The following is a 13268-nucleotide window of genomic DNA, read 5'->3' on the forward strand; positions in this document are numbered from 1 at the left end:
GAGCAGACATGACAACGCAGCGCACGCGGTCGCTCGGGCGTCCGACCCTGGACGCGGTCGCCGCCCGCGCCGGCGTCGGGCGCGGCACGGTCTCCCGGGTGGTGAACGGCTCGCCCCAGGTGAGCCCCGAGGCCCGGGCCGCGGTGCAGCAGGCCATCGCGGAACTGGGGTACGTGCCCAACCGGGCGGCCCGGGCACTGGTCACCCAGCGGACCGACTCGGTGGCGCTGGTCGTCTCCGAGTCCGGTGACCGGGTCTTCACCGAGCCCTTCTTCGCCGGAATCGTCCGGGGGGTCAGCTCCGGCCTGCTGGAGACGCCCCTGCAGCTCTGGCTGGCCATGGTGCAGTCCCCGATCGAGCGGGAGCGGGTCGAGCACCACCTGACCAACCAGCACGTCGACGGCGTGCTGCTGCTCTCCCTGCACGACGCCGACCCGCTGCCCACCCTGCTGGAGGAGCGCGACCTGCCGACCGTGCTCGGCGGTCGGCCGGCCCGGATGCTGCAACCGGGCGCGCAGCCGGCGTACTACGTCGACGTTGACAACGTCGGCGGCGCCCGGCACGCGGTGGAGTACCTCTTCGCCCGTGGGCGGCGGCGGATCGCCACCATCGCCGGCACCCAGGACATGGGCGCCGGCGTGGCCCGCCTGACCGGTTACCGGGAGGCGGTCCAGGCCACCGGGGCCGGGCTCAACCCCGACCTGATCGCGTACGGCGACTTCAGCGAGGGCAGCGGGGCGGCCTGCATGCGCCGGCTGCTGGAGGTCTGCCCCGACCTCGACGCGGTCTTCGTCGCCTCCGACCTGATGGCCTTCGGCGCGCTGCGGACGCTGCGCGAGGCCGGCCGGCGGGTGCCGGAGGATGTGGCGGTGATCGGCTTCGACGATGCTCCGGTGGCGCGGCAGGCCGACCCGCCGCTGACCACGGTCTTCCAGCCGGTCGAGGAGATGGGCCGGCAGATGGCCCGCCTGCTGGTGGCCCGCATCCGCGGCGACGATCTGCCGGCCAACCACATCCTCCTCGACACCCACATGGTCCGCCGCGCATCGGCCTGACCCCGCGCCCGCCGCCCGTCGTCCCCGGGCGACGGGGTTCAGAGCCAGCGGCGCAGTTCGCGTTTGGCCAGGGACGAGCGGTGGACCTCGTCGGGGCCGTCGGCCAGGCGCAGGGTGCGGGCCTGGGCCCAGAGGGCGGCGAGCGGGGTGTCCTGGCTGACGCCCGCGCCGCCGTACCCCTGGATGGCCTTGTCGATCACCCACTCCGCCGTCGCCGGGGTGGCGATCTTGATGGCCTGGATCTCGGTGTGCGCGCCCTTGTTGCCGACGGTGTCCATCAGCCAGGCGGTCTTGAGCACCAGCAGCCGGGCCTGCTCGATGCGGACCCGGGACTCGGCGATCCACTCCCGGACCACGCCCTGCTCGGCCAGCGGCCGGCCGAACGCGATCCGCTGGTTGGCCCGGCGGCACAGCAGCTCCAGGGCCCGCTCGGCCATGCCGATCAGCCGCATGCAGTGGTGGATGCGGCCCGGGCCGAGCCGGGCCTGGGCGATGGCGAAGCCGGCGCCCTCGGCCCCGACCAGGTTCTCCGCCGGCACCCGGACGCCCGTGAAGTCGATCTCCGCGTGCCCGCCGTGCGAGGCGTCGCTGTAGCCGAACACCGTCATCCCGCGCCGCACGGTCACCCCCGGGGTGTCCCGGGGCACCAGGATCATGCTCTGCTGGCGGTGCCGGTCGGCGTCGGGGTCGGTCTTGCCCATCACGACGAAGATCTCGCAGCGCGGGTCCATCGCCCCGGACGACCACCACTTGCGGCCGTCGACCACGTACTCCTCGCCGTCGCGGGTGATCCGGGTGGCGATGTTGGTGGCGTCGGAGGAGGCCACCTCCGGCTCGGTCATGCAGAACGCCGAGCGGATCTCGCCGGCGAGCAACGGCTTCAGCCAGCGCTCCCGCTGCGCCTCGGAGCCGAACTCCGACAGCAGCTCCATGTTGCCGGTGTCCGGGGCGGCGCAGTTGACCGCCTCCGGGGCCAGGTGCGGGCTGCGCCCGGTCAGCTCCGCCAGCGGCGCGTACTGGAGGTTCGTGAGCCCGGCGCCGTAGCGCGGGTCGGGGAGGAAGAGGTTCCACAGGTCGCGCCGGCGCGCCTCGGCCTTCAGCTCCGCCAGCACGGGCGACCGCGACCACGGGTCGCCGGCCGCCGCGACCTGCTCGGCGTGCACCGCCTCGGCCGGGTACACGCACTCGTCGAGGAACGCGGTCAGCCGCGCGCGCAGCTCCTCGGTGCGGGCGTCGAACCGGAAGTCCATCACTTCTCCCTGACTGCGCGCAGCCCGTGCTCGACCAGCGGCGCCACCAGCTCGCCGATCCGGTCGAAGCCCCCGCCGAGCGTCTGCCCGAGGGTATGCCGGTAGTGGATACCCTCGCAGATCACCGCGAGCTTGAAGCAGCCCAGGGCCACGTGCCAGTGCAGCGGGCCGACGTCGACGTCGCTGCGGCCGGCGTACCGGTCGATCAGCTCGGCCCCCGAGGGGAAGCCGGCGCGGGGGCCGAGCCCGTCGGCGACCGGGTTGTCGACGACCGCGTCGCTGTCGCCGAGCACGGTCCAGTACGTCAGCAGGAGCCCGAGGTCGGCCAGCGGGTCGCCGAGGGTGGCCATCTCCCAGTCCAGCACGGCCCGCACCGACACCGGGCCGGGGTGCGGGCCCGCCGGCGCTCCGGCCCCGAGGGCGCCGTGCACCTCCCCGGCGGCGGCCGGGTCGGGTGCGCTCGCGCCGGTGCCGACGGTGGCGAGGAGGTTGTCCAGCCGGTAGTCGCCGTGCACGATCCGGCCCGCGTTCGTGCCCTCGGGGACGGAGCCGGCGAGCGCGTCGCGCAGCTCGTCGACGCCCGGCAGCGGGCGGCTGCGGGACTGGTCGAGCTGGCCGGCCCAGCGCCGGACCTGCCGGCCCAGGAAGCCCTCGGGGCGGCCGAAGTCGGCCAGCCCGACCGCGGCGGGCTCGACCGCGTGCAGGGCGGCCAGGGTGTCCATCATCGCCGTGGCCAGGTCGCGCCGCTGCCCGTCGGTCAGCGGGTCGGTCTGCGACCGGCTGCGGAACACCTCCCCGTCGACCTTCTCCATCAGGTAGAAGGGCGCGCCGATCACGTCGGTGTCGGGGCAGAACAGCAGGGCCTCGGGGACCGGCACGGCGGTCGGGGCGAGCGCGGAGATGATCCGGTGTTCCCGGGCCATGTCGTGCGCGGTGGCCAGCACGTGCCCGAGCGGGGGCCGGCGCAGCACCACCTCGTGCCCGTCGGAGCGGAGCAGGTAGGTCAGGTTGGACTTGCCACCGGCGATCAGCCGGGCCCGCAGCGGCGCGGCGGCCAGCTCGGGGCGACGCGCGCCCAGGTACGCGGCGAGCCGGTCGAGGTCCAGCCCTCTCGGAGCACCCGCGCCGGCGCCGCTGCCCACGTCGGCGACGGCCGGATCAGTCATCCGAATAGTTGATGGCACCTCAGCCGTCCTGTCAAGGCGGGTTTTTCCCCGGGGACACGCTGCGGCAACAGGGGCGAAATGGTCAACCGGCAGGCTGGTGCCCAGCCTGCCGGCCGTCACGTGCCGGCCCGCCCAGCGGAGGGACGACCATGTTGCTGAGAGTTCGGGTGACCCTGCCGGACCGTCCCGGCACCCTCGGCCAGGTGGCCCGCACACTCGGGGTCTCCGGTGCCGACATCGTCCAGGTCGTCGTCCTGGAACGGCTCGGCGGGCGGGCGGTCGACGACTTCACCGTGGTCTGGCCGGGGGCGGCCCGGGTGGAGCGGCTGCTGGCCGGCCTGGCCGCCATCCCCGGGGTCCGGGTCGACGGCGTCTGGCGGGCTATCGGAGCGCCGACCACCACCGGGCAGGACGCCGAGCTGCTGGCCCAGGTCGCCGGCAACCCGGCCGACGGGCTGGCCACCCTGGTCGACGCCGTGCCCGGGCTGCTCGCCGCGGACTGGGCGGTGGCGGCGGTGGTCCCGCTGGACTGGGCGTCGCGCACGGGCGCGGCCGGCGGCGACGCCACCGTGGCGCACGCGAGTTGGCGGGCGCCCGTCCCGCCCGCGCTGCCCGAGGTGACCCCGCTGCGGGCCCGCGCGTTGACCAGCACCGACGGCACCCACTACGCGATCGCCCCGTTCGGCCGGGCCGGCCTGGTGCTCGTGGTGGCCCGGGACCAGACCGGGATGCTGACCCCCGCCGCGTTCCACTGCACCGAGGTGGACCGCCTCACCCAACTGGTCCGGGCCAGCGCGGTGATCCTCGGCGACCGGCTGGACCTGGTGGGGACACCCCCGGTGGTGGCCGGCGGTTGAGCGACCGGGCCCCGGTGCGGGGCCCGTCGGTCGGTTGGATCCCGATGCGGGACCCGGCCGACGGAAACGGTGCGGACCCGGCCGATGCGGCCGGGTCCGCACCGCGTCGGGGCCGGCGACCGCGCGCGCCCTCGGCGGTGTCCCGGCCTGTGGTGGGGGTCATGCGGCGGTTCCCGGGTCGTCACCGCCGGGCAACGGCCCGGCAACAGCGGCCCGGCATCGTCGTGGACGGGGAAGGGAGACAATCATGGCGCTGTGGCGGATCCGAGCCACCGTGGACGACCGGCCGGGCTACCTGTCGGTCCTCACGGCGAGCCTCGCGTTGCGCGGGGTCAACATCCTCACCGTGCAGGTGCACACCACCGAGGTGGGCGTGGTCGACGACTTCCTCGTCGACGCGCCCGACTCGCTCGACGAGGCGGAGCTGGTCGCCGCCGTGGAACGGGGCCGGGGGCGGGACTGCTGGGTGGCGCGCAGCGAGGCGCGCGGCCTGGCCGACCAGCCGACCCGGGTGCTCGGGCTGGCCACCCGGCTGGTCCGGGAGCCGGAGGCGACGGGGGAGGTGCTCCGCACGCTGCTGGGTGCCGACGAGGTCACCTGGCGATCCGCCCCCGTAGGCGGCGGCATCACCGGCACCACGATGGCGCTGCCCGACCCGACCGGTGGGTCGTACGAGCTGAGCCGGGGCGCGCCGACCTTCACCCCGGCCGAGTACGCCCGCGCCCAGGCGCTCGTCGAACTCGCGGCGACCGCGGCCCGCCGGGCCGCCGACCAGGTCACCCTGGTCCTGCCCGACGGGGCCGAGCTGGTCGTCCGTCCGGCCGGCGCCGACGACCTGGCCGGCGCGCTGGAGCTGCACCGGCGGTGCTCGGCGCGGACCCGGCAGCGCCGGTATCTCTGCGGGGCGGCTCTTCCCGCGCCGGCCCGGCTGCGCCGGCTGCTGGAGCCGACCCGGGGCCTGACCCTCGTCGCGACCACGACCGGTTCCGGCGGGGCGGCGGAGCCGGTCGTCGCGATGGCGAACCTGCTCGCCGAGGGCGACGAGGCCGAGGTGGCGCTGCTGGTGCGCGACGACTGGCAGCGGCGTGGGCTCGGCACGGCCCTGCTGCGCCGGCTGGTGGGCCACGCCGAGCGGGCCGGTCTCGCGGCCCTGCTGTTGCACGTGCAGGCGGAGAACGCGCCGATGCTGCGTACCCTGGGCCGGCTCGCCAGGCCGACGGCCACGGAGCGCGACGGCGCGCTGGTCACCGTCACGGTGCCGCTCGTCTCCGCCAGGGTGCCCGGGGCGGTGCCGGCCCAGGGCCGGTAGGCGGGGCGCCCGTTGCGCCGCCGGCGGCCGGCCGTCCGGCTACGCCGAGCGGGGCCGGCCCGAGACGCAGAAGCGGTTGCCCTCGGTGTCGGCGAGCACGACGTACGGCGAGGCTCCCGGTTCGAGCTGCGCCGGGTAGTGCGGCCAGTCGACCCGCCGGGCGCCGAGCCCGACGAGGCGTTCCACCTCGCCGTCGAGATCCCGGCCGCCGGCGGTCAGGTCCAGGTGGACGCGCGGGAACTCGTCGGCCCGGCTCTCGCTGAGGTCCATCGCGAGCGCCGGGCCGGGAACGCCGGGCGGCGGCGCGAGCACGATCCACTCGTCGCCCGGATAGCGCGGCGGTCGCCGCGCGTAGCCCAGGGCGGCGGCCCAGAACCGGGCCGCCCGCTCGCAGTCGGACACTCCCACCGAGACCTGCGAGATCATCGCCATCGGGCGATGGTATCGCCGACGCGGCGGCGGCAGGGGCCCGCCGACGGGCGGCGGGCCCCTGCGCGCCCCGCCTGTCAGGTGGCCGGGTAGCTGCTGTAGTCGGGGAAGTTGCCGTAGAGGCGGTCCTCGCCGCCGACCGTGACGGCCTGCACCAACAGGTCGCCGCCGACGAAGGCGCCCTTCCAGGAGGCGCCCCGACCGCCGAACGGCTCGTCCCGGTCGCCGCGCGAGCGTGGCTTGTTGATGCCGACCTTGAACGCCTGGAGGTCGACCGCGAGCTTGCCGGCCAGCTCCTCGTCGTCGCAGGCGAGGCTGGCGACCAGCGCGCCGTTGGAGGCGTTCATCGCGGCCAGCAGCTCGTCGGTGGTGTCCACCACCACGATCGTGTCGACCGGCCCGAACGGCTCGGCGTGCATCAGCCGGGACCGGCCGGGCGGGGCGAGCAGCACCGACGGGGCCACGTACGCCGAGGTGTCCTGGCCGTCGAGGAACGGCGCCCCGGCCAGCTTGCCCCGGTGCAGCGGGACCGCGCCGCCGCGGACCGCCTCGTCGACCTTGCGGCGCAGCTCGTCGGCCTTGGCCCCGCTGATCAGCGGGCCGAAGTCCAGCTCGGGCAGCGGGTCGCCGGCCCGCCAGTCCTCGTCCACCGCGAGTGGATGGCCGAACCGGATCGAGCGGACCACCGGCAGGTACATGTCGAGGAACTCGTCGACCAGGTCGCGCTGCACCACGAACCGGGGGTACGCGGTGCACCGCTGCTTGCCGTACTCGAAGCCCTTGCGCAGGTGCCCGGCGAGCAGGTCCCACCGGGAGAAGTCCCAGATGCCCCAGGCGTTGAGGCCTTCCTGTTCGATGAAGTGCCGCTTGTCGGAGTCGAGCAGCGCGGCGGCGACCTTCCCGCCGTTGGACCGCCCGCCGACGAACGCCACCGCACCGATCTCCGGGGCGCGCACCAGCACCTCGGACAGCTCCTCGCCGCCGCCGGAGAGCAGGGTTGCGGGGAGCCCGGCGCGGCGCATCAGCGCGTGCGCGACGGTGAGGCAGACGGCACCGCCCTGGGACGGGGTCTTCGCGATCACCGCGTTCCCGGCGAGCAGCTGCACCAGTTCGGCGTGCACGAGCACGCTCATCGGGTAGTTCCAGCTCGCGATGTTGCTGACCGGGCCGGGCAGCGGCTCCCGGCCGTCGGCCAGCATCCGGTCGATCTCGCCGACGTACCAGCGGACGCCGTCGAGGGCCCGGTCCACGTCGGCGCAGGCCAGCCGCCACGGCTTGCCGATCTCCCAGACCAGCAGCAGGGCGAGCAGGTCGCGGTGGGCGGTGAGGGCGTCCAGGGCGTCGGTGACCCGGGCCTTCCGTTCGGCGAGCGGGGTCCGCGCCCAGTCGCGGTGCGCGCCGGCGGCGAAGACGACCGCGGCGTGGGCGGCGTCGGCATCGAGCCGGGGCAGGTTGACCAGGACCGTGTTGTCGACCGGGGTGCGAACGGGGTGCGGCACCCCGCCGGCCCGCCAGTCGCCCTCGACGAGGTTGCGCAAAGTGGTCACGCCGGCCGCCTCGGGCCCGAAGGCCTCGGGCGTGGCGGCCACCGCGCGGGCGAGGGTCTCGGCCCAGGCGGTGCCGTCGGCGAGTCGTAGAGCCATCGGGTCTCCTCAGGGTGAACCGGGGAGCGGCGGCGTCGATGGCACCGCTGGTGGCCGTACTGTCCCGTGTCGATACGCGGCCGGCAACAGTACGTTCGTATCTCAGGACGCGAGTCGCCTGCGCGTTCGCCCGCTTCTCGCCCTCCGAGCCGGATCGGTCGACCCCTGTCGGTGGGCGCGGGTCAACGACCGAGGGCGGTGATCGCCTCGGCGGTCGAGCAGACGGTGCCGATGCGGGGGAACACGTAGTCCACGGCGAACTCGTGGGCGTGCGCGTGCAGGCCGCTCATCGCGTCCTGCGGGAGCACGACGCGGTAGCCGAGCTCGTCGGCGATCCGGGCGGTCTGCTCGACCCCGAAGTTGGTCGCGATGCCGGCGACGACCAGCGTGTCGACGCCCCGCTCACGCAGCGCGGCGGCCAGGCCGGTGCCGTGGAACGCGCCCCAGGTGTGCTTGACGATCTCCAGGTCCCCGTCGCGCGGGGCCGCCTCCGGCACCAGTTCGCTCCCCGCCGGCTGCGGGTCGGCCCCGGGGCGCTCGACCCGGACCGCGACCACCAGGGCGCCGGCCGCGCGGGCGGCGTCGGCGAGGGCGGCGCACCGGGCGACCACCTCGGCCCCCGCGTGCGGGGCGGTGGGCAGGTCGACGAGGCGTCGCTGGAGATCGATCATCACGACGGCGGTGCGGATCGGGTCCAGGGCTTCCACGCGCGGACCGTATCAGCGTCCCCGTCGACCGGTTGTCCCCGCCGGCGGGTCTTCCCAACGGCGCGATCCGCTCGATACATTGTCGGATATCCATGGGAGCGCTCCCGCGCCTCCTTGGCCCCCACCACACCCGCCGCCGGTGGCGGCGCCGACCCGAGCCCGACGCCCGTCCCGCGTCCGGTCGGCGCCGCCGGGGCGCCGTCCGTCAGGAGCCCGCACATGCGTCACCCGATCCGGCCCTCCCGGCCGCCGTCGCCCGCCGGGGGCCCACCGCGGCCCGCCCGCCGCAGCCGACCCTGGCTGCGGCGCCTGCTCGCCGCCGGTGTCGCCCTGGCCGGCGGCCTCGCCGTGGGCGTCGCCGCGCCGCAGGCCGCCCCCGTCGCCGCCGCGCCCGCCTTCAACTACGCCGAGGCGTTGCAGAAGTCGCTGTTCTTCTACGAGGCCCAGCAGTCCGGGAGGAAACCGGCCTGGAACCGGGTCTCCTGGCGCGGCGACTCCGCCCTCACCGACGGCTCCGACGTCGGCGTGGACCTCACCGGCGGCTGGTACGACGCCGGCGACCACGTGAAGTTCGGCTTCCCGATGGCGTTCAGCGCGACGATGCTGGCCTGGGGCGCGGTGGAGTACCGCGCCGGGTACACCGCGTCCGGGCAGCTCACCCAGCTGCTCAACAACCTGCGCTTCGTCAACGACTACTTCGTCAAGGCGCATCCGGCACCGAACGTCCTGTACGGACAGGTCGGCAAGGGCGACGACGACCACAAGTGGTGGGGACCGGCCGAGGTCATGCCGATGGCGCGGCCCGCGTACAAGATCGACGCCAGCTGCGGCGGCGCGGACCTGGCGGGGGAGACGGCGGCAGCGATGGCCGCGTCGTCGATGGTGTTCCGGCCCACCGACGCCGCCTACGCAGACAAGCTGCTCGGGCACGCGCGGCAGCTCTACACGTTCGCCGACACGGTGCGCAAGAACTACCACGAGTGCATCACCGACGCGACCAGCTTCTACCGCTCGTGGAGCGGGTACCAGGACGAGTTGGTCTGGGGCGCGATCTGGCTGCACCGGGCCACCGGTGAGGCCGGCTACCTGGCCAAGGCCGAGAGCGAGTACGACAAGCTCGGCACCGAGAACCAGACCACCACCCGGTCCTACAAGTGGACCATCGCCTGGGACAACAAGCAGTTCGGGGCGTACGTGCTGCTGGCCAACCTGACCGGCAAGCAGAAGTACGTCGACGACGCCAACCGCTGGCTGGACTACTGGACCGTCGGGGTCAACGGCCAGAAGGTGCCGTACTCGCCCGGCGGGATGGCCGTGCTCGACTCCTGGGGCGCGCTGCGGTACGCGGCCAACACCGCCTTCGCCGCGCTGGTCTACAGCGACAAGACCACCGACGCGACCCGCAAGGCCCGCTACCACGACTTCGCCGTGCGGCAGGTCAACTACGCCCTCGGCGACAACCCGCGCAGCTCCAGCTACCTGATCGGGTTCGGGGCGAACTCGCCGAAGAACCCGCACCACCGCACCGCCCACGGCTCCTGGTGGGACAGCCAGACCGTGCCGACCGAGACCCGGCACGTGCTCTACGGCGCGCTGGTCGGCGGCCCTTCGGCGGCCAACGACGCGTACACCGACAGCCGGTCCGACTACGTGATGAACGAGGTCGCCACCGACTACAACGCCGGCTTCACCTCCGCGCTCGCCCGGCTCTCCTCCGAGTACGGCGGCAGCCCGCTCGCCGGCTTCCCCGGCACCGAGACGCCCGACCTCGACGAACTGACCGTGGAGACCACGGTGATGCAGGCCGAGCCCCGCGCCACCGGGCTGAAGGCGATCATCTACAACAAGTCGGCGTTCCCGGCGCGGGCGCTGACCAACGGCAAGTTCCGCTACTACTTCCGCCCCGACGGCACCGGCCCGGTGCAGGTCACCCCCGGCTACACCCAGGGCTGCCCGTCGCCGGCCACGGCCAAGCAGCACAGCGGCGACATCTGGTACGTCGAGGTGGACTGCACCGGGCACACCATCGCCCCGGCCGGCCAGTCGCAGCACCGGATGGAGGTCCAGTTCAAGGTCGGCGTGCCGGAGGGTGGCACCTGGGACCCGACCAACGACCCGTCGTACCAGGTCACCGCCGGGCCGAACCGCAAGGTGCCGCTGTACGCCGGGACCGCCCGGGTCTGGGGCGAGGAGCCGACCTCCACGCCCACGGACACCACCCCGCCCACCGCCCCCGGCACCCCGGTCGCGTCCGCGCTCACCCCCACCTCGGTCACGCTGACCTGGCCCGCGTCCACCGACACCGGGGGCAGCGGCCTGGCCGGCTACGACATCACCCAGGAGACCGTCGGCAGCGACGCGCTGGTGCTGCACCGCAGCACCACCAACAGCCTGACCGTCTCGTCGCTCGCCCCGGCCCGCAACTACCGGTTCTGGGTGAACGCCCGCGACGGCGCCGGCAACCGCTCGACGACCTCGCCGACGGTCGCGGTGGTCACCCCCGCCGGGGGTGGCCCCGACACCACCCCGCCGACCGCGCCCGGCACCCCGACCGCGTCGGCCGTCGGCCCTACCGGGCTCACCCTCGGCTGGGGGCCGTCCACCGACGACGTCGGCGTCACCGGCTACCGGGTCTACCGCAAGACGTGGCCGGTGGACACCGCGATCGCCACGGTCACCGGCACCAGCCACCCGGTCACCGGGCTGACCCCCGCCACCGCGTACGCGTTCTACGTCGTCGCGCTGGACGCCGCCGGCAACCCGTCGATCCCGTCGCCCACCGTCACGGTGACCACCACCGGGACGCCCACCCCCACGCCGACCCCGACCGGTTCCTGCCGGGTCGGGTACGCGACCAGCGACTGGAGCACCGGGTTCACCGCCAACATCACGATCACCAACACCGGCACGACGGCGCTCACCGGCTGGAGCCTGGCGTTCGCCTTCCCCAACGCCGGGCAGCAGGCGGGCCAGGCGTGGTCGGCGAACGTCACCCAGACCGGCACCGCCGTGACCGCATCGAACCTTTCCTACAACGGGGCGCTCGCGCCGGGGGCTTCCACGAGCTTCGGCTTCAACGGCACCCACCCCGGCACCAACCCGAGGCCCACCGCGTTCACCCTGAACGGCTCCCCCTGCACGATCGCCTGACGCCACTTCCGCCCTGGTGAGACCTTGGACGGTTGCCGTTCCCACGGGACATGACAGTTCCCACGGGACGGCAACCGTCCAAGATTCATGTAGCGGGGCGCCAGCCCGCCGCCAGCAGGGCGCGGCGGAGGGTGGCCGCGACCTCGTCGGGGCGGGCGCGGACGAGCCAGGCGGGTAAGCGCAGGATCCGGTCGCCCGCCGTCCACACGTCGTTCTGTCGCCGCATGTCGGCGGCCCACTCGCGTACGTCCATGTGATGCGCGCCGTCGATCTCCACGTGCACCCCCCACTCGCGCCAGTACGCGTCCAGCCAGCGGGTCCGCCCGCCCGCGTCGGTGCGCCGGTGCTGGAGATCCGGTCGGGGCAGGCCGTGCCGCCGGCACAGCCGCAGGAAATCGATCTCCGACAGGGCCTCCGCGCCCCCGGCGATGTCGTCGACGGTCCGGCGGACGAGGTGACGCCGGTGGGCCCGGGGGAGCACGTCGACCACCGCCCGAATCTCCTCCGGCGACACCCGCCGCTGCTGACAGCCGGCGGCCAGCACCGCCTGGGCCTCGTCGACGGTGCGCGCCCAGCCAGCGGCGTCGACCAGGGCGCGGGCCGTCGTCGTCCGGGGTGGCCGGGCGAGCTGGAGATGCGCCCGTGGCAGCACCGACGTGCGGTGCACCACTACCGCCGCCATGTCGACCGGCAGCCGCCGCAGCACCGTCCGGCCGGCCCGACGGGTCGCCGGCACCAGGACGTGCAGCGGCTCCCGTCGCAGCCCCCGGACACCGGCCTCGGCCGCCGCGGTGGCCCCGGCCAACACCGAGCGGGGGCCGGTGGCGAGCACCGCCACCCACAGCTGCTGGTCCCGGGTCAGCCGGCCGCTGCCGGTGAGCAGGACGCCCCGGCAGACCGAGCGCCACCGGCCGGATCGGACCCGCCCCCGGACGACGCCGGGGCCGAGCAGGCCCGTCGCCTGGGCGGTGGTGAGGACGCCGGACTGCGCGAACGCCAGCCAGCCCAGCGGGTCCTCGCCGTCGTCGGGAATCGTGAGCACCATCCCGTGACCCTGCCCGCCCCGCGCCCATCCGTCCGCCCCGTCCGGCCGTGCGGGGTGTTCCCGTCCGGTTCTTGGACACCTACCGTCGCCGGGGAACAGCAGGTGTCCAAGAACCAGACGAGCCAGGCGGGGAAGCGCAGGATCAGTCGGCCAGGTCGCCGGCGAGGAGGTCCATCAGCAGGCCGTCGTGCCAGCGGCCGTCCTCGCCGCGCTCGTAGCGGCGCAGCACCCCGACCGGGCGGAAGCCCACCTTCGCGTACGCGCGGATCGCGGGGGTGTTGGCCGCCGCCGGGTCGATGGTGAGCCGATGGTGGCCGTGGTCGTCGATCAGGTGCCGGGCCAGGGTGCGGACGGCGTCCCCGCCCAGCCCGCTGCCGCGTACCTCCGGGTCGAGGAAGAGGTCGAGGCTGGCGTGCCGGTAGTCGGGGTCGCTCTCGGCGTACCACTGGATGGCGCCGACGACCCGGCCGTCGTGCTCGATCGCGTACACGGTCAGCACGTCGTCGGCCAGGTCGGCGCGCACGGCCCCGGTCAGGTCGTCGCCGCCGCGCCACCAGCGTCGCACCTCGGGCGTGGACCGGATCGCCGCGAGGACCGGCACGTCGGCGTCCGTCGCCGGTCGAAGCGTGACCGCCCTGCCCCTCAGCGTCGGCACCG

At 74.7% G+C, this 13268-nt stretch carries 11 protein-coding genes; 4 read left to right on the top strand and 7 right to left on the bottom strand.

Annotated features, from left to right (window positions below; all coding sequences use genetic code 11):
• Window positions 1–8: 8 nt before the first annotated feature.
• Window positions 9–1055, top strand: coding sequence for a LacI family DNA-binding transcriptional regulator (locus ABT023_RS15190; RefSeq protein WP_350885679.1), 1047 nt, complete (start codon window positions 9–11; stop codon window positions 1053–1055).
• 38 nt (window positions 1056–1093) lie between these two features.
• Here the strand turns inward: ABT023_RS15190 and ABT023_RS15195 are convergent, their stop codons facing one another.
• Both ABT023_RS15195 and ABT023_RS15200 read right to left on the bottom strand, forming a co-directional pair.
• Entirely contained in the window at window positions 1094–2305 is a 1212-nt protein-coding gene (locus tag ABT023_RS15195) for an acyl-CoA dehydrogenase family protein (RefSeq protein WP_350885681.1), read from the bottom strand.
• Complete coding sequence (locus ABT023_RS15200) at window positions 2305–3471, bottom strand: phosphotransferase family protein (protein ID WP_350885683.1); 1167 nt, start codon at window positions 3469–3471, stop codon at window positions 2305–2307. Before ABT023_RS15200 ends, ABT023_RS15195 begins: the two co-directional genes overlap by 1 nt.
• A gap of 149 nt (window positions 3472–3620) precedes the next feature.
• Here ABT023_RS15200 and ABT023_RS15205 point away from each other — a divergent pair, with 149 nt between their 5' ends.
• Both ABT023_RS15205 and ABT023_RS15210 read left to right on the top strand, forming a co-directional pair.
• The gene (locus ABT023_RS15205) at window positions 3621–4328 is read left to right on the top strand and encodes an ACT domain-containing protein (RefSeq protein WP_350885685.1); all 708 of its coding nucleotides are present in this window, start codon (window positions 3621–3623) and stop codon (window positions 4326–4328) included.
• 247 nt (window positions 4329–4575) lie between these two features.
• The gene (locus ABT023_RS15210; protein ID WP_350885687.1) at window positions 4576–5637 is read left to right on the top strand and encodes a GNAT family N-acetyltransferase; all 1062 of its coding nucleotides are present in this window, start codon (window positions 4576–4578) and stop codon (window positions 5635–5637) included.
• Window positions 5638–5676: 39 nt separating this feature from the next.
• Here the strand turns inward: ABT023_RS15210 and ABT023_RS15215 are convergent, their stop codons facing one another.
• The 3 genes from ABT023_RS15215 to ABT023_RS15225 form a co-directional block, all read right to left on the bottom strand.
• Window positions 5677–6069: a VOC family protein gene (locus ABT023_RS15215; protein ID WP_350885689.1), complete on the bottom strand. Its 393-nt coding sequence runs from the start codon at window positions 6067–6069 to the stop codon at window positions 5677–5679.
• Window positions 6070–6143: 74 nt separating this feature from the next.
• A complete protein-coding gene (locus ABT023_RS15220; protein WP_350885690.1) occupies window positions 6144–7709 on the bottom strand; it encodes an aldehyde dehydrogenase family protein in 1566 nt (521 codons plus the stop codon).
• 182 nt (window positions 7710–7891) lie between these two features.
• Window positions 7892–8416 (bottom strand): isochorismatase family protein, encoded by a 525-nt coding sequence (locus ABT023_RS15225; RefSeq protein WP_350885692.1) that lies wholly within the window; start codon window positions 8414–8416, stop codon window positions 7892–7894.
• A 219-nt stretch (window positions 8417–8635) separates the two neighbouring features.
• Between ABT023_RS15225 and ABT023_RS15230 the strand changes: the two genes are divergently transcribed.
• Window positions 8636–11566 (top strand): glycoside hydrolase family 9 protein, encoded by a 2931-nt coding sequence (locus ABT023_RS15230; RefSeq protein WP_350885694.1) that lies wholly within the window; start codon window positions 8636–8638, stop codon window positions 11564–11566.
• A gap of 85 nt (window positions 11567–11651) precedes the next feature.
• Here the strand turns inward: ABT023_RS15230 and ABT023_RS15235 are convergent, their stop codons facing one another.
• Window positions 11652–12611, bottom strand: a complete 960-nt coding sequence (locus ABT023_RS15235; protein ID WP_350885696.1) for a putative endonuclease domain-containing protein — start codon at window positions 12609–12611, stop codon at window positions 11652–11654.
• Window positions 12612–12753: 142 nt separating this feature from the next.
• Window positions 12754–13266 (bottom strand): GNAT family N-acetyltransferase, encoded by a 513-nt coding sequence (locus tag ABT023_RS15240; protein ID WP_350885698.1) that lies wholly within the window; start codon window positions 13264–13266, stop codon window positions 12754–12756.
• Window positions 13267–13268: the final 2 nt, after the last annotated feature.

It is taken from the genome of Micromonospora sp. NPDC002296 (assembly GCF_040296145.1).
Taxonomy (GTDB): domain Bacteria; phylum Actinomycetota; class Actinomycetes; order Mycobacteriales; family Micromonosporaceae; genus Micromonospora.